At 61.0% G+C, this 21,381-nt stretch carries 22 protein-coding genes; 18 read left to right on the top strand and 4 right to left on the bottom strand.

Annotation, left to right across the window (positions count from 1 at the left end):
* Together H7C19_RS34520 and H7C19_RS32205 are read left to right on the top strand one after the other, a co-directional pair.
* Nucleotides 1-205: hypothetical protein (locus H7C19_RS34520; RefSeq protein WP_221469589.1), on the top strand; the 205-nt coding region annotated here is incomplete at its 5' end.
* A 68-nt stretch (nt 206-273) separates the two neighbouring features.
* Nucleotides 274-1,041: a DODA-type extradiol aromatic ring-opening family dioxygenase gene (locus tag H7C19_RS32205; RefSeq protein WP_185673187.1), complete on the top strand. Its 768-nt coding sequence runs from the start codon at nt 274-276 to the stop codon at nt 1,039-1,041.
* 565 nt (nt 1,042-1,606) lie between these two features.
* On the opposite strand, the gene nagA is transcribed toward H7C19_RS32205, so the two are convergent.
* Genes nagA through H7C19_RS32190 form a run of 3 tightly spaced genes read right to left on the bottom strand, consistent with a single transcriptional unit; the run spans nt 1,607 to nt 4,430 of the window.
* Nucleotides 1,607-2,845, bottom strand: coding sequence for an N-acetylglucosamine-6-phosphate deacetylase (gene nagA, locus H7C19_RS32200; RefSeq protein WP_185673186.1), 1,239 nt, complete (start codon nt 2,843-2,845; stop codon nt 1,607-1,609).
* Complete coding sequence (gene nagB / locus H7C19_RS32195; protein ID WP_185673185.1) at nt 2,845-3,570, bottom strand: glucosamine-6-phosphate deaminase; 726 nt, start codon at nt 3,568-3,570, stop codon at nt 2,845-2,847. The genes nagA and nagB overlap by 1 nt, the downstream gene beginning before the upstream one ends.
* On the bottom strand, nt 3,567-4,430 hold the full coding sequence (locus H7C19_RS32190) for a MurR/RpiR family transcriptional regulator (protein WP_185673184.1): 864 nt from the start codon (nt 4,428-4,430) through the stop codon (nt 3,567-3,569). Before H7C19_RS32190 ends, nagB begins: the two co-directional genes overlap by 4 nt.
* Nucleotides 4,431-4,845: 415 nt before the next feature.
* Here H7C19_RS32190 and H7C19_RS35835 point away from each other — a divergent pair, with 415 nt between their 5' ends.
* The 15 genes from H7C19_RS35835 to H7C19_RS34515 all read left to right on the top strand — a co-directional run bounded on the left by H7C19_RS35835 (nt 4,846) and on the right by H7C19_RS34515 (nt 18,400).
* Nucleotides 4,846-5,022 (top strand): helix-turn-helix domain-containing protein, encoded by a 177-nt coding sequence (locus tag H7C19_RS35835; protein WP_185673183.1) that lies wholly within the window; start codon nt 4,846-4,848, stop codon nt 5,020-5,022.
* 48 nt (nt 5,023-5,070) lie between these two features.
* Entirely contained in the window at nt 5,071-5,700 is a 630-nt protein-coding gene (locus H7C19_RS32180; protein WP_185673182.1) for a hypothetical protein, read from the top strand.
* Nucleotides 5,697-6,248, top strand: coding sequence for an accessory gene regulator ArgB-like protein (locus H7C19_RS32175; RefSeq protein ID WP_185673181.1), 552 nt, complete (start codon nt 5,697-5,699; stop codon nt 6,246-6,248). The genes H7C19_RS32180 and H7C19_RS32175 overlap by 4 nt, the downstream gene beginning before the upstream one ends.
* Complete coding sequence (locus tag H7C19_RS35585) at nt 6,241-6,348, top strand: cyclic lactone autoinducer peptide (protein WP_221469591.1); 108 nt, start codon at nt 6,241-6,243, stop codon at nt 6,346-6,348. The genes H7C19_RS32175 and H7C19_RS35585 overlap by 8 nt, the downstream gene beginning before the upstream one ends.
* A gap of 17 nt (nt 6,349-6,365) precedes the next feature.
* Nucleotides 6,366-6,749: a LytTR family transcriptional regulator DNA-binding domain-containing protein gene (locus H7C19_RS32165; protein ID WP_185673179.1), complete on the top strand. Its 384-nt coding sequence runs from the start codon at nt 6,366-6,368 to the stop codon at nt 6,747-6,749.
* A gap of 235 nt (nt 6,750-6,984) precedes the next feature.
* Nucleotides 6,985-7,476 (top strand): GNAT family N-acetyltransferase, encoded by a 492-nt coding sequence (locus H7C19_RS32160; RefSeq protein WP_185673178.1) that lies wholly within the window; start codon nt 6,985-6,987, stop codon nt 7,474-7,476.
* 696 nt (nt 7,477-8,172) lie between these two features.
* Entirely contained in the window at nt 8,173-9,330 is a 1,158-nt protein-coding gene (locus tag H7C19_RS32155) for a GntR family transcriptional regulator (RefSeq protein ID WP_246470162.1), read from the top strand.
* Between the two features lie 283 nt (nt 9,331-9,613).
* Nucleotides 9,614-10,708 carry a glycoside hydrolase family 76 protein gene (locus H7C19_RS32150; protein ID WP_185673177.1) on the top strand — a complete coding sequence of 365 codons (1,095 nt, stop codon included), beginning with the start codon at nt 9,614-9,616 and terminating at the stop codon, nt 10,706-10,708.
* Nucleotides 10,709-10,733: 25 nt separating this feature from the next.
* A complete protein-coding gene (locus tag H7C19_RS32145; protein ID WP_246470160.1) occupies nt 10,734-12,047 on the top strand; it encodes a glycoside hydrolase family 125 protein in 1,314 nt (437 codons plus the stop codon).
* 68 nt (nt 12,048-12,115) lie between these two features.
* Nucleotides 12,116-13,438 (top strand): ABC transporter substrate-binding protein, encoded by a 1,323-nt coding sequence (locus H7C19_RS32140; RefSeq protein WP_185673176.1) that lies wholly within the window; start codon nt 12,116-12,118, stop codon nt 13,436-13,438.
* Between the two features lie 156 nt (nt 13,439-13,594).
* Nucleotides 13,595-14,482 (top strand): carbohydrate ABC transporter permease, encoded by an 888-nt coding sequence (locus H7C19_RS32135; RefSeq protein WP_185673175.1) that lies wholly within the window; start codon nt 13,595-13,597, stop codon nt 14,480-14,482.
* A 73-nt stretch (nt 14,483-14,555) separates the two neighbouring features.
* Entirely contained in the window at nt 14,556-15,425 is an 870-nt protein-coding gene (locus H7C19_RS32130; protein ID WP_185673219.1) for a carbohydrate ABC transporter permease, read from the top strand.
* A gap of 3 nt (nt 15,426-15,428) precedes the next feature.
* Nucleotides 15,429-16,604: a glycoside hydrolase family 76 protein gene (locus H7C19_RS32125; RefSeq protein WP_185673174.1), complete on the top strand. Its 1,176-nt coding sequence runs from the start codon at nt 15,429-15,431 to the stop codon at nt 16,602-16,604.
* A 253-nt stretch (nt 16,605-16,857) separates the two neighbouring features.
* A complete protein-coding gene (locus H7C19_RS32120; RefSeq protein ID WP_185673173.1) occupies nt 16,858-17,928 on the top strand; it encodes a glycoside hydrolase family 76 protein in 1,071 nt (356 codons plus the stop codon).
* Nucleotides 17,929-18,166: 238 nt separating this feature from the next.
* The gene (locus H7C19_RS34515) at nt 18,167-18,400 is read left to right on the top strand and encodes a hypothetical protein (RefSeq protein WP_221469588.1); all 234 of its coding nucleotides are present in this window, start codon (nt 18,167-18,169) and stop codon (nt 18,398-18,400) included.
* A 62-nt stretch (nt 18,401-18,462) separates the two neighbouring features.
* Here H7C19_RS34515 and H7C19_RS32115 read toward each other — a convergent pair whose 3' ends face one another.
* Nucleotides 18,463-19,416 (bottom strand): D-2-hydroxyacid dehydrogenase, encoded by a 954-nt coding sequence (locus H7C19_RS32115; RefSeq protein WP_185673172.1) that lies wholly within the window; start codon nt 19,414-19,416, stop codon nt 18,463-18,465.
* Between the two features lie 549 nt (nt 19,417-19,965).
* On the opposite strand from H7C19_RS32115, the gene hrpB reads away from it, so the two are divergent.
* Nucleotides 19,966-21,381, top strand: a 1,416-nt coding sequence (hrpB, locus tag H7C19_RS32110) for an ATP-dependent helicase HrpB (protein WP_185673171.1), incomplete at its 3' end; no start/stop codon positions are given.

The raw sequence follows: 21,381 nt of genomic DNA, 5'->3' as shown, positions 1-21,381 counted from the left end.
GGATGGATGGATGGACGGATGGATGGATGGACGGATGGATTGTTGGCAGGAAGAATGGATGTACGACTGGCTGAACGATGGATGGCTCGGCGTGGGAAGACGCGGGCAATTCCGACGCGGGATACGAGAGACGGGACAGCGGGAAGCCGCCGTCCCGTCTTTTTTTCATAACGGTAAGGGCAGCTTGACGAAACATAATAATTAATATAAAGTTACTTACAAATAGTTACTACAGGAAGAGCCATTCTTCCGCAAACAAGGAGATGAATCTTCATGATCGCGCCTCTGTTCTTGGCTCACGGCTCGCCGATGCTGGCGATTGAAGATAACGATTATTCAGCCTTCCTGGGAGACCTGGGAAGGACATTGAAGCCCAAAGCCATCGTCATTTTCACGGCGCATTGGGAGACGGATACGCTTACGATCTCCTCGACGAACGGCGTTTATGACACGATCTACGACTTTGGCGGATTCCCGGACGCCCTGTACCAGATTAAGTACCCGGCGAAGGGCTCGGTCGCCTGGGCGGAGAAGGTGGGGGAGAAGTTGTCGGCTAGCGGCATCCCGGTACGGTACGACGGCGCCCGGGGGCTCGACCACGGCTCCTGGACGCTGCTCTCCCGACTGTTCCCGGATGCGGAATATCCGGTCATGCAGGTGTCGGTGAATCCCTATCTGGACGCGGCCGGCCAGATCCGCATCGGCGAAGCGCTGCGCGGCTTGGCTGCCGAGGACGTGCTGATCATCGGCAGCGGAGTGACGGTTCACAACCTGCGGATCGTGGACTTCCACGCGACGGATGCGGCGCCGTGGGCGATCGGTTTCGACGACTGGATCGTCGACAAGGTACAGACGCGCGACTTCGCGAGCTTGGCCCGCTACGAGGAGCTGGCGCCGAACGCCCAGGCCGCCGTGCCGCGCGCCGAGCACTTCGTTCCGCTGCTCATCGCGCTGGGGAGCGCGGACCCGGCTTCGCAGGCGAAGGTCCTGTTCCGGGGATATCAATTCGGCACGCTTAGCTACCTGTCGTTCTCGCTCTAAGCGGCGCTGGGCCCATGGCGCGACGCTGCAGTAAAGAGAAGTCGAATTCAGAATGATACGCGCAGGCGTCGTAAATCGTTCAGGGAGTCTCTTGGCAGCCGTTGATTGAACGACTGTTGAACGACCGTTGAACGACTCGAACGCCGACTTGCGGGCCAGAGTTGTAATCGTACAACTTATTTCGCGAAAATGTCCCCAAATCGATCGAAAAGTTGCAAAAGTACAACTATATGAGCCGTTTTTGGTCAATACGCCGATATTCATCCAAATAAGTTGTACGTTTGCAAGTGTTTGCCCTTGTATCGCGAATGAGAGCCGAATAAGTTGTACGTTTGCAAGTAATTGCGCTTTGTCTCGATTGGGAGCCGAAAAAGTTGTATGTTTGCAAGTGTTTGCCCTTTGTCGCGAATGGGGGGCCAGATAAGTTGTACGTTTGCAGGTGTTCGCCTCGTCTATTTTCGCGAATGGGAGCACGATCAGTGGTACTCAAACAGCTGACTGGAACACAACCTAAAAAAAGCTTGGTCCGTCTCCGCGACGGGACCAAGCTTTTTGTTTATGCGGGTCAGTTCGACGAGGCGGAGGCCGCTTCGACCGGTCGGCCGCCGATCCAGACGCGGCGCAGTTCGAGATCCGCGTCCAGCAGGAGGACGTCGGCGCGTTTGCCGGCTTCGACCGAGCCGATGGAGCCGCTGAGGCCGAGCTCGCGGGCGGGCGTGCCACTGGCCATCCGGCTCGCGTCCTCCACGGAGACGCCGACCCGGCGGACCATGTTCTGGAAGGCGGCGATCATCGTCAGCGTGCTGCCGGCGAGGCTGTCGCCCTCCTTCAGACGGGCGACGCCGCACTTCATGACGACGGGCAGGCCGCCGAGGCTGTAGCCGTCCCCGTCCGGCATGCCCGCGGCGGACATGGCGTCGGTGACGAGGACGACGTTATCCTTTCCTTTGGCGCGGGTGAGGATCTTGATCGCGGCCGGATGCACGTGATGGCCGTCCGCGATCACTTCGGCGACGATGCGGTCGTCGCTCATGACCGCCCCGACGGTGCCGGGATTGCGGTGATGGAGCGGCGTCATCGCGTTGAACGTATGGACGGCATGGCGCAAGCCGCGGTCCGCGGCCGCCACGATCTGTTCGTACGTAGCGTCCGTATGGCCGGCCGAAGGGACGATCCCGTGCCGGGCGAGCAGCTCGATATAGTCGAGCGCGCCCTCGGTCTCCGGCGCCAGCGTCTGCAGTTTAATGACGCCGGGATACCGGCTGACCCAATCTTCGAGCCATTCCGCCTGCGGCGGCAGGATGTATTCCGGGTTCTGCGCGCCCTTCCATTTGACGTTGACGAACGGACCTTCGAAGTGCACGCCGAGGATCTGCGCGTAAGGCATCGGCTTCGACATGTAGGCGCTGGTCCGCTCCAGCACCTCGGTCAATTCGTCGCGCGGCGCCGTGAGCGACGTCGCGAGCAGGCCCGTCGTGCCGTGCGAAGCGTGGAAGCGGGTGATGGCGTCGATCTCTTCGTGGTTCGCTTCCATGAAGTCGAAGCCCGCGCCTCCATGGACATGGACGTCGACGAAGCCGGGCAGCACCCAGCCGCCCGCGCCGTCCACGAGCTCGGCGTTCGCCGCCGCGATCGGCTTCGGATCGGATGCGCCGCCGATCGCGGCGATCGCCCCGCCCGACAGCCAGATCCAGCCGTCTTCGATCGTGCCCCAAGGCGCGACGATACGGGCATGCTCGATCAGCGTACCCGCGCTCGCGCCGGTCTGTCCGTTGGCCGCCGTCCGTGCTTCCGCGGCGCCCATTAGAGCAAGCTCCCGGCTTCTTGATCGAGCAGCACGATCAGATGGGGGTGCGTCTGCAGCAGGGAGGCGGGGCAGTCGGTCGTGATCGGCCCGGTCAGCGCGCGGCGGACGATCTCCGCCTTGTCGACGCCGCGGACGATAAGCAGGATCATCTTCGCCTTGAGGATGGTGCCTACGCCCATCGTGAGCGCCTGCTTCGGCACGTCGTCGATCGCGTCGAAGAAGCGCGCGTTGGCTTTGCGGGTCTCTTCCGCCAGTTCGACGATATGCGTGCCCTTGATCAACGCGTGGGCCGGCTCGTTAAAGCCGATGTGCCCGTTGTGGCCGATGCCGAGCAGCTGCAAGTCGATCTGGCCCGCATCCTCGATCCGTTCGTCGTAGCTGCGGCACTCGGCTTCGAGGTCCTCCGCATTGCCGTTCGGAATATGGGCGTTGGCCGCCGGCAGGTCGATATGGCTGAACAGATGCTTGTTCATGTAGGAATGGTAGCTCTCCGGATGGTCGACAGACAGGTTGACGTACTCGTCCAGGTTGAACGTTCTGACGTTCTTGAAGCTGACGAGTCCGCGGCGGTAATCGCCGACGACCTGCTCGTAGATGCCGACGGGCGTGCCGCCGGTCGCGAGGCCCAGCACGGCGCGCGGATTGGTCTGGATCAGGCCGGTAATGATATTGGCGCCGGCTTCGTTCAGCTTCTCGTTGGAATCGAAAGTTAATACGTTCATAATGGATTCCTCTCCTCTTTGCCCGTGTATCTTCTGACGGTCTGGAACGATCGCTCCAGCCGGGGGACATATTCGTCGAAGTGCTCGCTGACCAGACCCGTGAACAGGATGTCGACCACGTGCAGTTGGGCCATCCGCGATGCCATATCGCCCCTGCGCATGCCGGCTTCGGACGACGAGGTGAACAATCGGATCGAAGCGCCCGCGGCTAAGGTCGTGTTGCCGAACTTGGTGACGGAGATCGTCGTGGCGCCCCGTTCGGCAGCGCAGCGCAACGCGTCGATGATCTCCAGCGTCTCGCCGGAATAGGAGATGCCGACGGCCACATCCCGTTCGGTGAGCGAAGCCGCGGAGGTGAGCTGCAGATGGTGGTCGGAGAAGGAGGCGGCCGCCTTGCCGATGCGGATCAGCTTGTGGAAGAAGTCCTCCGCCACCATACCCGAGGTCGCCACGCCGTAAAGATCGATCCGCGCGGCCGCATGCAGCGCGGAGATGGCGGCGCGAAGCTGCTGAAGATCGAGCAGATTCGTCGTGTCCGTCAGGGAGCGCAGATGATTGCTCGTGATGGCCGTTACGATCTCCTGCAACGGATTGCCGGCCACGATATCCTGGTACTGCGAGGAGGTCGGATGAACCGCCAGCTCCGCCGCGAGCTTCATCTTAAAGTCCGCGAAACCTTGAAAGTGAAACGCCCGGCAGAACCGGGATACGGTCGCCGTGCTGCTCCCCGCCTCCTGCGCGAGATCCGAGATCGTCATCTGCACCGCGTCCTGGGGACGAGAGAGCAGAAAGGCGGCGAGTTCCCGCTCCTTGGGATGCAGGGTCGGCAGGCGCTCTTCGATCGCATTCAGAATGCTCATGCGGATGCACAGCCTTTTGTTGTGAAAATTAATTACTCTTGATTCCTAATTGACAAGAAAATAATTTACATGCTCATGTTCACTTTAGCGGAAATGCGGCCGGTTGACAAGACGGATCTTCGCTTAATTTGGGTCTATCAGAGGGGTTCAGCGGACATTTTTACTTCCTATTCAGGCAATGCGGCACGCCTTGCTCCGCATATCCATAACGCTTGTTTAGCCGACGCTAAGCGGTTTTTTGTCGTTTGACGCGTTCCGAGACGACCGTTTGCGAGGGGACTAGTCCATATGGATTAGTTTTTACTTGACGGTCGTATTTGCGCCCCCTTATATTGGATATTAGAGTCGTAAATGCGACGCAAATAGGGAAAATGAATCATGAACAGAGAGACTTCGCGGAGGTTGACAGACATTCATGAATCCATTGGATGAAGTCCTTACCGTTACCGAAGTAGCCGCTCTGCTTCGTGTAACTCCTCGCCAAGTGCAGAGGCTCTGCAAGTCAGGCAAACTTATCTCGCGATATGCCGACGGGATCTACCTCATTCTTCGCCAGAGCGCGGCGGACTATGTCGCCAGGTCGAATATATAGCTGCTACTACGCCACGATCTTACTTGAATCATTGGGGAGCCATATTTGATGCGCGCATTTTTAGGATTTATGTTTTTCTCGACCTTCGAAGGCATCGCCGCTTTTTCGATCAGCATGTACATTTTCAGAATCAACCTGATCCGCTACGGCTGGCAGGTCCTCACCGTCATCGGCCTGATCAATTTGCAGAATTATTTCATCCGGGAGGAATTCCTGCTGTCGTCGGTCGCGCCGGTCATCAACATTTTGCTGACGGCGTTCTTCTTGAACCTGGTCGTCCGCATCCCCATCATATGGTCTACCATTTTATCGGTTGTCGGTTTCGTAGGCATCGCCGTGATCCAGTCGGGCATCATCTTTTTCTCGCAAGGCTACTTTTCGTTGGACGAAGCACAGGTCCATTTATGGAAGCAGTATTCGGTGCAATGCATAACCGGCGTCATCGGCTTCTCCGTAGGTTGGGTCTTGTACAAATTCGGTTACGGCTTCTCGTTTGACTTCGACAAGCTGCGGCTCAAGTGGGAGCATATGGCGGTCCTCTCGCTCATCGCCATCTTCATCGTGACGATCGGCGTCATGATGTACTTCAGGGAAGTCTTCCTCAACTTGCTGGTCTTCGTCTTCGCCATGCTGGCCATTCTAATCTATTCCTTTAAGAAGGAGGATGCGGAAGAATGATCGATGCCGTCTCTTGGAGAATCGCCAGAGGGATCAAGTCGGCGGTGCCCGAACACCCTTTAAGCGTAGAAGTGCTGAAGTACGCGGTCTCGTTCGTGCTGAATACGGGTTCGATCATCGTGTTCTCGCTCGCCATCTCCTTCTTCACGGGGCGGGTAGCGGAAGTCCTGACGGTGCTCGTCGCCTATGCCCTCTTGCGGCAAGTATCCGGGGGACTGCATCTCAAATCCGGGACGTTGTGCGTCGTGGCCTCGACCGCGGGGATCACGGCCATGTCTTTTGCGGACTTCGGACCGGCGGCGGTCACGGTCGCCAATCTCGCCGCGCTCCTGCTGGCGGCGGTCTATGCGCCATCGCGAATCGAGGGGCAGACGCGGATCCCCAAAAAATATTATCCCCTACTCCGGTTCGTTTCGATTATAATAGTTTCTAGCAACTTCCTGATCCAGTCTCCAATTCTTGCTGCAGCCTTTCTGGTTCAATGCGTCACGCTAATCCGGCCGCTCCGGAGAGGAGGTGAACATCGTGAAGAAAAAGGTCATGTATAAGCTGGCGACTTTACTTGGAGCCCTTGCGATCATGGTAGTCGGTACCGCTAGCTGGGTCTACTTCCATCAGGACGAGACACCCGCTGAACTCTTGAAGTAAAACGGAGTGAATGTCTTATGTGGCTATCCGTAACTCGGGACCAGGAGGGCAGGTCCGGCCTCCTCAACGTATCGATCGAAGATGTCTTGTATCTGGAGAGCGACTTCGAGAAATGGGTTCGCGTCCACACCCGGGAAGAGCATTTCTACATAGCGGGAACCCTGATCTATTGGACGAATGCGTTCCAAGCGGCAGGACATGCCTTCCAGAAGGTCGATCGCAATATCGTCGTCCACGAGCCGAAGATCAAACGGTTGGACCCGGTCTTCGCCATGGCTTACTTCGATTGCGAGATCGACAAGCATGCCAAGAAGATCACGCTTGCTCAGAAATACTATAAAGAGCTTGTAAGAAAAGCGGGACAGCACGAGTTGACCATCATGATTGCGGCTGCCACGTAAAGTGCGCAGCTTTTTATTTTGAAGAGGCCCATCCTTCCGAATTTGAGGAGGAGAGGGCCTTTTTGGTCTTTGCAGGCGCGGTTGACCGACCCGGATACAGACAAGGACGTGGATGAGAGCACGATGCAAGATGCAACTGAACGGAGGGGAGAATGCGGCAATTGCGCCATCCGGTACTTGAACAACCTCCGTCCTCGCTGCATACTTAGGCTATATTCCCGAAGGAGGGTTCGCTATGCCAGACCAGCTGGTCAAATTGTACGAACTGCCGGATCAAGGAACGCTTGCTTCCGACTTGCGCGCGGGGGGGATCGAGATACGTCGAGCGCTTGCCCCCGAGAAGCATCAGATTCTGACCTGGGTGCGCGAGCACTTCAACCAACGCTGGGCCGACGAATGCGACGTGGCGATAGCGAGGCTGCCCGTGACTTGCTACATAGCCGTCGAAAAGGAAAAGCTGATCGGGTTCGCCTGTTACGACGCGACGTGCAAGGCCTTCTTCGGCCCGACCGGCGTCGACGAGAGCTGCCGGGGCAAAGGCGTAGGCAAGGCGCTGCTGTTCGCCTGCCTCGAGGCGATGCGGGCGGAAGGCTACGCGTACGCGATCATCGGCGCTGCAGGCCCGGTGGACTTCTATGCGCGCACGGTCGGCGCCGTCGAGATTCCGGGTTCTTCGCCCGGCATCTACCGGGGAATCCTGCCGCTGCCGCCGTCCCCCTCGGCCTGACGGCCGGTTCGGCTTCCCGGCCGGATTACCGGCAGCATACGAACGGTGCCTCGTTCGAGAGGAAGCCCGCGCCGGCCGCGGGCTTTTTATTTGGCAAAAAACCGCTTGGGCCGAAGGGACGGTCCCGATGTGCGTCTTGGCCACGGCAGGCCTAATGTGATGACCTAATACTTCACATGCCGTTGATTCGCCGCGGCAAGACCAAAGGGCTTGTCTCGTACTTTTACCACTATCAACTCTTCTGCGGCAAAGATGCGCAAAGAGGCGTACGGAGTACGTCACATGGGCTCGGCTGCGGCAAAGATGCTCAAAGAGGCGTACGGAGTACGTCACATGGGCTCGGCTGAGGCGAAGATACGCAAAGAGACGTTCGGAGTACGTCACATGGGCTCGGCTGCGGCAAAGATGCGCAAAGAGACGTACGGAGTACGTCACATGGGCTCGGCTGTTACAAAGATCCGCTCAAGTTGGCCTACCGGGACAGCTTCTTGACGCTTTCTGGCGTCCAATCTGCTCCCTTTGCGCTTCGTTCTTCGATCAAGAAGTACCGACCGGCCCCCCTTTTTCGAGAAAGGCCAACAGCGTCCGTTGACCGTTTTCCGACCCCGCCGATAACTTTGCTTCACAAGTGAGATATATCATGATATATTGTTATGTATAAGGTAGTAGGGTTGGGGAAGGAAAGGGGAACGGATCATGTCTAGCCCGATGTACGAGCAAATATACGACAAACTGCGGGAGGAGATCCGATCGGGCCATTATCGGATCGGAGACCGCGTCCCGTCGGAGAAGGAGCTTGCGGACGCCTACGGCGTAAGCCGAATTACAAGCAAGAAGGCGCTGGAGCTGCTTGCCGAAGGCGGGCTCATCGTCCGCCGGCCCGGACGCGGTTCGTTCGTGGCCGATCCGGCGGCGTTGGCTGCGGCGGCCGCTCCCTCGCAGGGCAGGGGCGCCGCGCGAGGCGGCGGATCGGGCGGGCGCCCGATGATCGGGCTGGTCATGACCGACTTCAGCGACAGCTACGGAACGGGGCTCGTCTACGGGATGGAGGAAGCTTCCCGGAAGCATGAGGCCTTCCTCGTCCTGCGCCGCTCGTTCGGCATTCCTTCGTACGAGGAGGAAGCGATCAAGAGCATGCTGGAGCAAGGCGTGGACGGGCTGATCATCTTCCCGGCGCAGGGCGAATACTTCAACGCGGAGATCCTGAAGCTGGTCATCGACAAGTTCCCGTTCGTCCTCGTCGACCGGCACCTGAAGGGCATCTCCGCGGGTTCGATCAGCACGGACAACGCGGCCGGCGCCAAGCGGGGCACGGAGTATCTGTTCGAGCTGGGGCACAAGCACGTCGCGATCCTGACGCCGCCTCCGACGGATACGACGGCGGTCGAGGACCGGATCGAAGGATACGTGGAGGCGCACGCGGAGAAGGGGATCGTCGTCGACCGCGAGCTCTGGCTGAGCGTCACCTCTACGCTGCCGACCGCCTACACGGAGGAGAACAAGGCGAAGGACATCGAGAAGATCAAGCAGCACCTGCGCGAGCATCCGCAGATCTCGGCTTTCTTCGCGATGGAGTACAACATCGCGCTGCTCGCCCGGGAAGCGGCCAGACAGATCGGCCTTGAGGTGCCGGGAGACCTGTCGATCGTCTGCTTCGATTGTCCGGACAACGGCAGCGGGTTCTCCTTCACCCACCTGAGGCAGAACCAGGAAGAGATGGGGCGGGTCGCCTTCGAGAACGTGCTCCAGCTGCGGGAAGGGAAGACGGTCCCGAACAAGATCGCGCTCGAGGCGGAACTGATCCTGGGCGATTCTACCGCCGTCGTGTCGCCGACCCGGATCGCGCAGCCTTAATCGAATACGCATGAAGCAGCCTGCTGGGCCCTGCCCGGCGGGTTTTTCGTTGACCCTTTCGAATTTATAAGATTCACGCTTATCTATTTCTAAATGGTCTCCGATAGAAACGCTTCCCCCTCTTCAGAGGATGGCGAAGCCGTTTTTACTTGTCAAGAACATTAATTAATATATTGACATAATGTAAATTATAAAATTTAAAAATATTATATATTGACATATTAATTCAATGACATTATATTTGAATATGTAAGCGTTTCAAATGCAAAGGGGGATGCGAACGATGAGGAACTTCACCCGGCTCCCGACCCCGGCGACGACGGTTGCGCAGCGGTGGATTCGCGCCGAGACGGCGCAGGAGGAGCTGATCTACAGCTTCTGGAACGAGCGGCTGGGGATCATGAATCAGCTGGCCCCGTACGAACCGGACTGCAACGATCACTTTGTCTACTGGTGGCACGCGCATGTCATAGACGCGTTGACGGACGGCTACGAGCGTACCCGGAACCCCGCTTATCTGGAGCGGATCGATCGGGTCGTAGAAGGCGTTCGCGCCTTGAACGGCGGCACGCTCCTGCACAACTACTACGACGACATGGAATGGATGGCGCTGGCCTTGCTCCGGGTGCACGACGCGACCAAGCGCGAGCGGTACCGGAAGGATGCGGACGTCCTCTGGGCGAGCATCAGGACGGCCTGGAACGGACACATGGGCGGCGGCATGGCCTGGAAGAAGGATCAGCTGGATTACAAGAACACCCCGGCGAACGCGCCGGCCGCGATCCTGGCCGCCCGGCTGTATCAAAGGTTCGAGGACCCGGAAGACCTGAAGTGGGCGCTGCGGATCTACGAATGGAACAAAGCGAACCTGGTCGATCCCGCGACCGGCTTCGTCTGGGACGGCATGAACCGGCTCGGCGACGGCAAGATCGACTACGACTGGCACTACACGTACTGTCAAGGCGTCTTCATCGGGGCCGGTCTGGAGCTGTACCGCATCACCGGCGAAGCCGGTTATCTGCAAGACGCGATCCGAACGGCCGACACCGCGATCGAGCGGTTCACGCTGCCGGATACCGGACTGCTCCCGAACGAGGGGGAAGACGACTGCGGCTTGTTCAAAGGGATCTTCGTCCGTTACCTGTACGAGCTGTTGAAGCTCCGCCCGGAGCGGCACGACATCCGCGAGCTGCTGCTCCGCAACGCCGGCGCGCTATGGGAGACCGGCCGCGGCGAGCAGGGGCTGATCAGCCGGTCCTGGACGGCGCCGGTCGAGCCCAAGGTGCAGCTGTGCGCGCAACTGAGCGGCTTGATGCTGCTGGAGATGGCCGCCGCGCTACCCGCCCACGATACCCATCAAGAAGAACCGAAAGCTTAACGGCAACTAGATAGGAGGCTGGCAGATGGAACTATCGCCCGCAACAATGACCGCTTTAACGAACCTCATGGACCGCGTCGCAGACGCGACGCAAGATCATCCGAAGCTGGCCCGCATCTTCCGGAACGCGCTGCTGAACACCTTGCAGACGACGGTGCAGCGGAAGGAGGACGGCACGACCTTCGTCATCACCGGCGACATTCCCGCCATGTGGCTGCGGGACTCCGCCGCGCAGGTTCGTCCGTTCCTCGCGCTCGCGGCCGAAGCGCCCGAGCTCGGCGATATGATCGAAGGGCTGGTACGCCGGCAGATCGGCTGCATCTTGAAGGATCCGTATGCAAACGCCTTCAACGAAGAGCCGACCGGCCGGGGCCACCAAGCCGACAAGACCGAGATGAGCCCTTGGCTGTGGGAGCGCAAGTACGAGATCGATTCCTTGTGCTACCCGGTGCAGCTGGCCTATCTGCTCTGGAAGAATACCGGACGGACGTCTCACCTGAACGCGGACTTTGCGGCGGCGGCCAGAAGCATCCTCGAGACATGGCGCACCGAGCAGCATCACGAGACGCGGTCGGCATACCGCTTCGAGCGGAGCGACTGCCCGCCGACGGATACGCTGACGCGGGAAGGCCGCGGCGCCGAGGTCGGCTACACCGGCATGACCTGGTCCGGCTTCCGTCCGAGCGACGATGCTTGCACGTACGGCTACCTCGTTCCTGCGAACATGTTCGCAGTCGTCGCGCTGCGGCAGCTGGCGGAGATCGCGGGGGTAGCGCTGGACGATTCGGAGCTGGCGGCGGACAGCGCCGCGCTGTTGGCCGAGATCGACGGAGGCATCCGCGCGCACGCGATCGTGGAGCATCCGGCGTATGGGCGCATCTTCGCTTACGAGACGGACGGCCTCGGCGCCCGCCATTTGATGGACGACGCCAACGTGCCGAGCCTGCTGTCCATTCCGTACCTCGGCTACGTTTCCGCAGACGATCCGATCTACGCGAATACCCGCCGATTCGTGCTCAGCGCGGCGAACCCTTATTACTATGAGGGGGCGGCGGCCCAAGGGGTAGGCAGTCCGCATACGCCGGAAGGATACGTCTGGCACATCGCGCTCGCGATGCAAGGATTGACCGCGGCGGACCGGGGAGAGAAGCTGCGCTTGCTGCTCCTCATGGCCGACACCGACGCCGGTACCGGAATGATGCACGAGGGCTTCTCCGCGGACGACCCGGCGACGTACTCCAGGCCGTGGTTCTCCTGGGCCAACATGATGTTCTGCGAGCTGCTCATGGACTACTGCGGCATCCGCGTCCGCACCAACGGCCAAGAAGTACGCGCATAGAGGTTTCAGACAGGGCTCCGTCCCCGTTCGAAATAGCATTCAGAAGAAAAAAAAGGGAGGCATCACGCATGAAAAAATGGATCTCGCTCGTGGCTATCGCAAGCATCTCTACCGCAGCGCTCGCAGGGTGCAGCGGCGGTTCGTCCGGCAACGATCAGACAAGCCCGTCCTCATCCGCATCCGCAAGCCCATCTGCAAGCAAGCCGTCCGGCAAGCCCGTCGAGCTGACGTTCTGGGGCGACTGGAGCGGCGAAGGCCAGAAACAGTTCGAGACGATGGTCGACGCATTCAACAAGTCCCAAGACCATATCAAAGTGAAATACGTGCTCCAGCAGGATATGATCACGAAGTTCCTGACCGCGGCTACGTCCGGCGGCTCGCCCGACATTCTGTTCTGGGACCGCTGGCGCACGTCGCTCTACGCGCCGAAGAACGTGCTGCACCCGCTTGACGAGTTCCTCGCCAAAGACAGCATCAGCAAGGACGACTTCTACGGCGAAGCCGTCAAGGAGCTTACTTACAAAGACCAGCTGTACGGGCTGCCGCTCACCGTCGACGCGCGCGCCTTGTTCTACAACAAGAAGCTGCTCGCCGACGCAGGCGTGACTGCGCCGCCGTCGAACTGGCAGGAGCTGGAGGACGCGGCGGTCAAGACGACGAAGTGGAACGGCAGCAAGCTGCAGGTCGCGGGCTTCTCGCTGGGCGACGCCGGTCTGTTCAATATGTATCTGCAGCAAGCGGGCGGCACGATGCTGACCGACGACGGCAAGACGAACTTCAACAACGACAAGGGCAAGGCCGTGCTCGATTATTGGGACCGTCTCCTGAACCAGGACAAGGTGTACAAGATCGGCTTCGAGCAAGGCCTCGGCGAGTCGACCGACGCGTTCGCGACCGGCAAGCTGGCCATGACCTACAACGGGCCTTGGATGCTGACGACGTACAAGAAATACGGCAAAGACCTCGACTTCGGCGTCGTTCCGCCGCCGGCCGGTCCGAACGGCGACAAGGGCAGCGTGATGGGCGGCTTCGGACTCGTCATCCCGGAAGGCTCCAAGCATCAGCAAGAGGCATGGGAATTCATCAAGTGGTGGACGGCGAACAAGGACAACGCGCTCCTGTGGGCCAAGACGAGCTTGAACATCCCCGGCTTCAAGCCGGCGATCGAAGATCCGTTCTTCCAAGACGATCCGTTCTGGAAGCCGTTCCTGGAGACGCTCGAGATCGCGAAGATCCGTCCGACGCATCCGGGCTACTCCGTTCTGGAAGGCGACGCGCTCATTCCGAACGTGCAGCTGTTCCAGCAGGGCAAGCAGAGCGCGGAAGATACGCTGAAGAAAGCCCAGCAGCAAGGCGACAAGCTGCTGCAGGACAACGCGGTCGCAGAGTGACGAGGAGGGAGGGCGACCTCCCTTTTCCCACGGTTCGGCAGGGCTCGGTCATCCCGATCCTTGCCGAATCGCTTCCGTTAACGACGCGCTTGCCCGCAACCCGGGGCGGCGAAGCCGTTTGCACCTGCATCGCCCGACCCGAAAGGAGGAGCGCCCATGGCTTCCATCAGCAAGCTGAACCGCCATCAGGCCAGAACCGCATACGTATTCATCACGCCTACGATACTCTTGTTCTTGATCTTCACGGTGATCCCGGTAGTAATGGCGTTCTACTTCAGCTTCACGAACTATGACGTGGTCAAGAATCGCGATTGGGTGAACTTCGACAATTACAAGCGACTGTTCCACGACGACCTCTACTGGACGACGTTCAAGAACGTCGCGTACTATACGGTCATTTTCGTGCCGCTCAATATTCTGCTCTCGCTCGGCATCGCCATGCTGCTGAACTTCCGCCGCTTCGGCGTCCGCCTGTTCCGCACGATGAATTACATGCCGACGCTGACGTCCGCGGTCGCCGCGGCGACGGTATGGGTGTGGCTGCTCCATCCGGAGTACGGCCTCGTGAACACCCTGCTCGGCTATATCGGCGTGACCGGGCCGGCCTGGCTCGCGCAGACCGAGACGGCCATGCTGTCGATCATCCTCGTGACGCTCTGGCAGTCCATCGGTTCGAACATGATCATCTACATCGCGGGTCTGCAGGGCGTACCGGATTATCTCTACGAATCCGCGAAGCTGGACGGCGCGAACGCGCTCCAGCGGTTTCGGTATATCACCTGGCCGCAGCTTCGGCCGACGACGTTCCTCGTGAGCACGATGTCGATCATCGGCGCGCTTCAGCTGTTCGACCAGGCGTTCGTGCTGACCCAGGGCGGTCCGGGCAACGTGACGAAGACCCCGGTCTACCTGATCTACCAGCAAGGCTTCAATCAATTGCAGATGGGTTACGCTTCGGCGCAGGCCTTCGTGCTCGCGCTCGCGATTCTGATCTTCTCGCTCATCAACATGCGCGTCAACAAATCCGAAGAGTCGGTCGTGTGAGGAGGGTGCGGATATGAGTGTCAAATCAACGGTCACGGCGACTGTTCCCGCCAGCCGCAAGCCCGCCGTCTCGATGTCGGCTTCGCGGACGTTCTGGCAAATTATTTTCTATATCGTAAGCATCACGATCTCGGTCTTCATGTTTCTTCCTTTCTTCTGGAGTCTGATCACCTCGCTCAAGCCGAGCGACGAGATCTTCTCCATGCCGATCCGATGGCTGCCGTCCCGGCTGACGTGGGAGCATTACCGCGCCGCGTTCACGACCGTGCCGTTCGGCCTGTACTTCTGGAACTCGCTCGTGCTCGCGGCGTCCGGGGTGTTCGCGAACCTGTTCTTCGGCTCGCTCAGCGGGTTCGCGTTCGCGAAGCTGCAGTTCAAGCTGAACAAGCCGCTGTTCCGCGTGCTGCTCGCCGCGATGATGATCCCGGGCATCGTGACGATGATTCCGAGCTTCTACGTGCTGAAGCATTTCCCGTTCGTCGGAGGCAACGACTGGTACGGCGCGGGCGGCAACGGGTTCCTGAACTCGTTCTGGGGGATCATCCTGCCGGGCGCGTCCGGTTCGTTCGCCGTCTTCTTCATGCGCCAGTTCTTCCTGACGCTGCCTTCCGACATGATGGAGATGGCGCGGATCGAAGGCGCGGGCGAATTCCGCATCTTCTGGAACATCTATTGGCCGCTGACGAAACCGGCGCTCGCGACGCTTGGGATCTTCACCTTCCAGGCGGGGTGGAACAGCTTCCTCTGGCCGATGATCATCCTGAACGATCCGGAGAAGGCGACGATTCAGATGGGGCTGCAGGCGTTCTCCTACAATCATCAGACCGACTTCGGACCGATGATGGCGGGCGCGCTGATCGCCATCGTGCCGATTCTGATCCTGTTCCTGCTGCTGCAGAAGTACTTCGTGCAGGGCATCGCGTTCAGCGGGATCAAGGGGTAGGTCATGCGGCGAAGCCGGAGAAAAGGATGGCTGACCGCCGTCGCCGCGGCGGTCGTGCTGCTCGCGGCGGTCGGCTGGTCGTGGCGGACCGGCGCGCTGCGCGAGGCGGCCGAGGCGATGACGGGCGCGCGCGCCGCCGTGTGGGCGGATCGCGCGGAGCAGGCGCAGACCGCGCTGGACGGCGCGTTCTGGGATGAGAAGCGGGGGCTGTACAACAACGCCTCGCCATGCATCCTGCAATCCTGTACGGATCCGTTCAATTACTGGTGGATGGCGCATGCGGCGGACGCGCTGACGGACGGGTACGTGCGGACCGGCGACGCCAAGTACAAGGAGCGGCTCGGTGCTTTGTACGACGGCCTGCTCGCCCGGAACGCCGACGTCTGGCCTAACGATTACTACGACGACATGGCCTGGATGGGACTCGCCTGGCTGCGGGCTTATGACGCGACGGGCGAGGAACGGTACAAGGAGGCTGCGCTGACGCTCTGGGCGGACATCCGCGGCGGCTGGAACGACGCGATGGGCGGCGGGATCGCCTGGCGCAAGGAACAGACCGACTACAAGAACACGCCCGCGAACGCGCCTTCCGCCATTCTCGCGGCCCGCTTGTACGAGCGGTTCGGCAGCGCGGAGGATCTGGACTGGGCCAAGCGCATCTACGAATGGGAGACGAAGACGCTCGTCGATCCCGACACCGGCTTCGTCTGGGACGGCATCAATCGGACGGGTGACGGAACGATCGATAAGGCGTGGCAGTTCTCGTACAACCAAGGCGTCTACATCGGCGCGGCGGTGGAGCTGTACCGGGCGACGAAGGACGAGGCGTATCTGGCGGCGGCACGGCGTACGGCCGAGGCCGCGGCGGAGACGCTGGCCGGCGGACCGACCGGATTGCTTCCGTCCGAAGGCGACGGCGACGGCGCCTTGTTCAAGGGCGTGTTCGTCCGCTATCTCGGCGAGCTGATCGCCGAGGACGGCGCCTCGTCCGCGCGGGCAAAGCTGCTGTCGGCTAACGCCGAGCGTCTATGGGAGAGCGGACAAGCCGAAGGTAAGGCGCTGTTCGGACAGTCCTGGGCGCAGCCGCCGGAGACGGTCGCGCAGCTCGGCGCGGACCTCAGCGGCGTGACGCTGCTGGAAACCGTGGCGCGGCTCGAGCGGGACAAGCGGCTGAAGTAGCTTGCCGCAGATGGCGTCGAGCCTTTAGGCGAGCGAAGCCGGGGTGCCGGGGCGGGTGTCTGAATAGCGTGCGGGCGGCGCCAAGCCGAGATGCTGGAGCGTGAAATTAGACGACGCGGTGATTCGATAGGCCATCTCGGGAAGAACGCATTTTGGAGTCGGGTTTGGAGAGAGGCTAGCCGGAAGCTTGCTAGCGGCTTGCTAGTGACTTACGAAAGACTTGAGGGATAGAGAGACGAGGAGCGTGAGCGCCATGTTGTGGAACGATCGGGCCGAAAAGGCTCAACAAGCGCTAGACCGTGAATTTTGGAATCCGTCGATTCGGATGTACGACATCGAGACGCCTTGTCCGGACGGGGCGTGCAATACGATCTTCCATTACTGGTGGATGGCGCATGCCGTGGACGGGCTGGCGGACGGTCTGCTGCGGACAGGGAACGAGCGGTACGCCGAGCGGCTGTCCGAGCTTTACGAGGGCATCCGGACGAAGAACGGCGGAGCGTTCCCCAACCTGCTGTACGACGATATGGAGTGGATGGCGATCGCTTGGCTCCGCGCGTACGGCGCGACTGGCGAGGAGCGGTACCAAGAGACGGCATTGTCGCTCTGGACCGATATTCAGACCGGCTGGAACGACACGATGGGCGGCGGCATCGCTTGGCACAAGGAGCAGCTCGGTTACAAGAACACCCCCGCCAACGGCCCGGCCGCGATCCTCGCGGCCCGGCTCTACCGGAGCTTCGGCCGGGAGGAGGACCTGGCTTGGGCGAAGCGGATCTACGATTGGCTGAAGGCGAATCTCGTCGATCCCGCGACCGGCTTCGTCTGGGACGGGATGAACCGGCAGGGTGACGGCGCAATCGATAAAGAGTGGCGCTTCACCTATTGCCAGGGCGTATTTATCGGCGCCGCGGTCGAGTTGTATCGGGCGACGGGGGACGCGGCGTATCTCGCAGACGCTTTCCGGACGGCCGAGGCCGCCTCGGAAGAATGGGCGGGCGGGATTCTGCCCGACGAAGGCGACGGAGACGGCGGCTTGTTCAAAGGCATCCTCGTCCGGTACCTGACCGAGCTCGTCATCGAAGCGCACGGGACGGAGCATGCCGTCCAATCGCAAACGCAGGCAGAGTGGCTGCGCCGCAACGCGGAGAGCCTGTGGGCGACGCACGGCGCGCATGCCGGCAGCCCGAATCTGTTCGGCACCGACTGGCGCTCGGCGCCCGCGGAGAAGGTGACGTTAAGCGCGCAATTGAGCGGCGTCTTCTTGTTCGAGCGGTTGGCGGAGCTGGAGAATCGCGAGCTGGTACCGGCTTCGGTGCGATAGCGAACGTTTCGCTGCAGGGCGTCGCGACAGCGTTTGGCTGAAAGTCGATGCGAAGGATCGAAGCTGAAGGTCGAGGNNGTCGAGGCAAACGATCGAAGCAGACGGTCGAATCTAGAGGTCGATACAAAAGATCGACTAAGGTCGGAGCTAAAGTTCGATCTAAAAAAGGCCGGAGTTAAGGGTCAAAGCTAAGGATCGATCTAAAAAGGTCGAAGCTAAAGATCAATGCAAATGATCAATGCAAAAGATCAATGCAAAAGATCAATGCAAAAGATCAATGCAAAAGATCAATGCAAAAGAGTATCGCTACAAAAACATCCCGACCGCGGGACTCGCGGATCGGGATGTTTGGCGTTTAGCGGGGCTTGTCGATTGGGGGCGACGGCACTATACGAGCTCCGTGAGGCCAATCGGCGGTGGCGACCGGTCATACGCATTGTTGGAACAAGCTTATTTAGGAGTGCAAATCTAGTTTCTGCTAGCGTATTTCCGTTCCCGCATCGTTAGGCATATTTCCGACTGCCGACCGCGCTCCTAATAGCTTCTGCTGTACTCCACGATGTTGCGCGCGGGCCGGCCGTCTGAGATATAGGCAGTCAGGTTGGCGGCGAACAGGTCCGCCATCCGCTGCTTGTACGCCTCGGTCGCGCCTCCGATATGCGGCGTTAGGATGACGTTGTCCATCGCCCAGAGCGGATGTCCTTCGGGCAGCGGTTCCGGCTCGAAGACATCGAGGCCCGCGCCGGCGATCGTGCCGCCGCGCAGCGCCTCCGTCAGCGCCTCCGTATCGACGGCCGTACCGCGTCCGATATTGATGAAGAGACTCGTCGGCTTCATCCGCGCGAACCGCTCGGCGTCGAACACGCGCACCGTCTCCTCGGTGTGCGGAAGGATGTTCACGACGATATCGCTCTGCCCGAGCACCTCGTCGAGGGCATCCATCGCGTACATCCGATCAAAGTGCTGCGCGGGCCGGCCGCTACGCCGGATGCCCAGCGTGCGCATGCCGAACGCCTGCGCGATACGGGCCGTCTCGGCGCCAATCTCGCCTGCGCCGACGATGGCGATCGTCAGGCCGCGCAGCTCGCCGTAGCCTTCGGCGCGTTCCCATCGTCCTTCGACCTGGCGGCGAATCGCGTGATGCAGCTTGCGGCTGAATGCCAGCAGCATCGCGAACACCGTCTCGGTCATCGGAATCGGGTGTATGCCGCTCGCGGTCGTGAGGATTACGCCGCGCCGCTCCAGATCGGTTAGCGGCAGGTTGTCCACGCCCGCCGAGCCGGTCTGGACCCAGCGCAGCTTGGCGTCCGGCTTCAGCCCTTCGCTCGCCACCGCCGGCCACCAGCCGCAGACGACTTCCGCCTCCCGGAACAAGGCTGCGTCCAGTTCGCGCGGCTTGCCGAACACGACGTTCCATCCCGGAGCTGACTCGCGGATCTGTTGCTCTTGCTCCGGCGTAAAGCCGAATAAACTAACCAAGGTTCGCATGTTGCGCGCCTCCTTCCCTATGAGGCTATTGTAAACGGGACGGAGGAAAATCCCAAGCGGCCGCTACGGACGCATAACCGCTGCAGGGAGCAACCGAAGGGATGGAATCGCGAGATAAGCAGGAAATCCCGCGTAACTCACGTCTGAATAGTCGTAAGCGCACGAGTAAGGCGGAAAATCCGCTTTACTCACGCCTGAAGTGAAGGAAACGCGCGAGTAAGGCGGAAAATCCGCTTTACTCATGTCTGAAGTGGCGGAAACGCGCGAGTAAGGCGGAAAATCCGCTTTACTCATGTCTGAAGTGAAGGAAACGCGCGAGTAAGGCGGAAAATCCGCTTTATTCATGTCTGAAGTGGCGGAAGCGCACGAGTAAGGCGGAAAATCCGCTTTATTCAAGCCGGAAGTGGGAGATGCGCGAACGCTCGTCAGAAAATCGATTATCGTACCTAGGCGCTGCATGGGGGGACATGGGAGAATTTTCGTCGAGAACATGGTAAGCTTATTTGAAGGTTGATGTACAACGGAATGGGATAACGGGGGATTCGGAATATGGCGGTACAACGGGAACTGCCGATCGAGCGATCGATTCCCGCGCTGCGGGAGGCGCTCGCGGGGCGGCGTCAGGCGGTGCTGATCGCCGAACCGGGCGCCGGCAAGACGACGCGGGTTCCGCTGGCGTTGCTGGAGGAGCCCTGGCTGGCAGGCAAGAAGATCATCATGCTGGAGCCGCGCAGACTCGCTGCCCGGAACGCGGCGCGGTTCATGGCATCCGCGCAGGGCGAGGAAGTCGGGGGGACGGTCGGTTATCGCGTCCGCATGGACACCCGCGTCGGGCCGAAGACGCGGATCGAGGTTGTGACGGAGGGCGTCTTGACGCGAATGCTGCAGTCCGATCCGGCGCTCGAAGAGGCCGGCTTAATTATCTTCGACGAATTCCACGAACGGAGTCTGAACGCGGACCTGGGCTTGGCGCTGTGCCTGCAGTCGCGCCAGCTGTTCCGCGAAGATCTGCGTCTGCTCGTCATGTCCGCGACGCTCGCCGCTGAGCCGGTCGCCGAACTGCTGGAGGATGCGCCCGTCGTGACCTGCGAGGGACGAATGTTCCCCGTCGATACGCACTACCTGGCTAGGAGATCGGAGGGGCCGATCGAAGGGGCGGTCGCTGCGCAGGTCGTACGCGCGCTTGAAGCGGACCGCGAGGGAGACGTGCTCGTCTTCCTGCCCGGAAATGCCGAGATCCGGCGCACCGAATCGCGTTTGCGCGCCATGCTGACCAACGCCCCTGTAGAGGTGGCGCCGCTCCACGGGAGCTTGCCGCAGGACGCCCAAGACCGGGCGCTCGCGCCCAGTCCGCCGGGGCGTCGCAAAGTCGTGCTGTCCACCTCCGTAGCCGAGTCCAGCTTGACGGTCGAGGGCGTGCGTATCGTCGTCGACAGCGGCCTCATGCGGGTTCCGCGGTTCTCGCCGCGTACCGGCATGACGCACTTGACGACGATTCCGGTGTCGATGGACTCCGCCGATCAGCGGCGCGGACGAGCCGGGCGCGTGGCCCCGGGCGTATGTTATCGACTCTGGACCGAGGAGGAGCATCGCCAATTCTCCGCGTCCGCGGCGCCGGAGATCCGCGAAGCGGACCTGGCCCCGCTCGCGCTGGATCTGGCCGTGTGGGGCGTGAGCGATCCCGCCGAGCTGCGCTGGCTGGATGCGCCGCCGGCCGCGGCGTTCGCGCAGGCGCGCGAACTGCTCGCCGAGCTAGGCGCGCTTACGCCTCAAGGCGCGCTCACCGCCCACGGCGAGCGCATGGCCGGGCTCGGCGCGCATCCTCGCCTCGCGCATATGATGCTCGCGGCCGCCCCGCTAGGCCTGGCGCCGCTCGCTTGCGAGCTGGCCGCGCTGCTCGGCGAGCGCGACCTGCTCCGCGCCGCCGGCGACGCCGACGTCGCGCTGCGCGTCGCGGCGCTGCGC

The sequence above is a fragment of the Cohnella nanjingensis genome (genome assembly GCF_014212125.1).
GTDB lineage: Bacteria > Bacillota > Bacilli > Paenibacillales > Paenibacillaceae > Cohnella > Cohnella nanjingensis.
The sequence above is the reverse complement of the archived record's forward strand: the minus strand, read 5'-3'. Positions and strand labels throughout refer to the sequence as shown.

Excerpts from the sequence above, each read along its gene's own strand:
- H7C19_RS32205 (WP_185673187.1), top strand. The coding sequence starts at position 274 with ATGATCGCGCCTCTGTTCTTGGCTCACGGCTCGCCGATGCTGGCGATT.
- nagA (WP_185673186.1), bottom strand. The coding sequence starts at position 2,845 with ATGGGCGCCGCGGAAGCACGGACGGCGGCCAACGGACAGACCGGCGCG.
- nagB (WP_185673185.1), bottom strand. The coding sequence starts at position 3,570 with ATGAACGTATTAACTTTCGATTCCAACGAGAAGCTGAACGAAGCCGGC.
- H7C19_RS32190 (WP_185673184.1), bottom strand. The coding sequence starts at position 4,430 with ATGAGCATTCTGAATGCGATCGAAGAGCGCCTGCCGACCCTGCATCCC.
- H7C19_RS35835 (WP_185673183.1), top strand. The coding sequence starts at position 4,846 with ATGAATCCATTGGATGAAGTCCTTACCGTTACCGAAGTAGCCGCTCTG.
- H7C19_RS32180 (WP_185673182.1), top strand. The coding sequence starts at position 5,071 with ATGCGCGCATTTTTAGGATTTATGTTTTTCTCGACCTTCGAAGGCATC.
- H7C19_RS32175 (WP_185673181.1), top strand. The coding sequence starts at position 5,697 with ATGATCGATGCCGTCTCTTGGAGAATCGCCAGAGGGATCAAGTCGGCG.
- H7C19_RS35585 (WP_221469591.1), top strand. The coding sequence starts at position 6,241 with ATGTATAAGCTGGCGACTTTACTTGGAGCCCTTGCGATCATGGTAGTC.
- H7C19_RS32165 (WP_185673179.1), top strand. The coding sequence starts at position 6,366 with ATGTGGCTATCCGTAACTCGGGACCAGGAGGGCAGGTCCGGCCTCCTC.
- H7C19_RS32160 (WP_185673178.1), top strand. The coding sequence starts at position 6,985 with ATGCCAGACCAGCTGGTCAAATTGTACGAACTGCCGGATCAAGGAACG.
- H7C19_RS32155 (WP_246470162.1), top strand. The coding sequence starts at position 8,173 with ATGTCTAGCCCGATGTACGAGCAAATATACGACAAACTGCGGGAGGAG.
- H7C19_RS32150 (WP_185673177.1), top strand. The coding sequence starts at position 9,614 with ATGAGGAACTTCACCCGGCTCCCGACCCCGGCGACGACGGTTGCGCAG.
- H7C19_RS32145 (WP_246470160.1), top strand. The coding sequence starts at position 10,734 with ATGGAACTATCGCCCGCAACAATGACCGCTTTAACGAACCTCATGGAC.
- H7C19_RS32140 (WP_185673176.1), top strand. The coding sequence starts at position 12,116 with ATGAAAAAATGGATCTCGCTCGTGGCTATCGCAAGCATCTCTACCGCA.
- H7C19_RS32135 (WP_185673175.1), top strand. The coding sequence starts at position 13,595 with ATGGCTTCCATCAGCAAGCTGAACCGCCATCAGGCCAGAACCGCATAC.
- H7C19_RS32130 (WP_185673219.1), top strand. The coding sequence starts at position 14,556 with ATGTCGGCTTCGCGGACGTTCTGGCAAATTATTTTCTATATCGTAAGC.
- H7C19_RS32125 (WP_185673174.1), top strand. The coding sequence starts at position 15,429 with ATGCGGCGAAGCCGGAGAAAAGGATGGCTGACCGCCGTCGCCGCGGCG.
- H7C19_RS32120 (WP_185673173.1), top strand. The coding sequence starts at position 16,858 with ATGTTGTGGAACGATCGGGCCGAAAAGGCTCAACAAGCGCTAGACCGT.
- H7C19_RS34515 (WP_221469588.1), top strand. The coding sequence starts at position 18,167 with ATGCAAAAGATCAATGCAAAAGATCAATGCAAAAGATCAATGCAAAAG.
- H7C19_RS32115 (WP_185673172.1), bottom strand. The coding sequence starts at position 19,416 with ATGCGAACCTTGGTTAGTTTATTCGGCTTTACGCCGGAGCAAGAGCAA.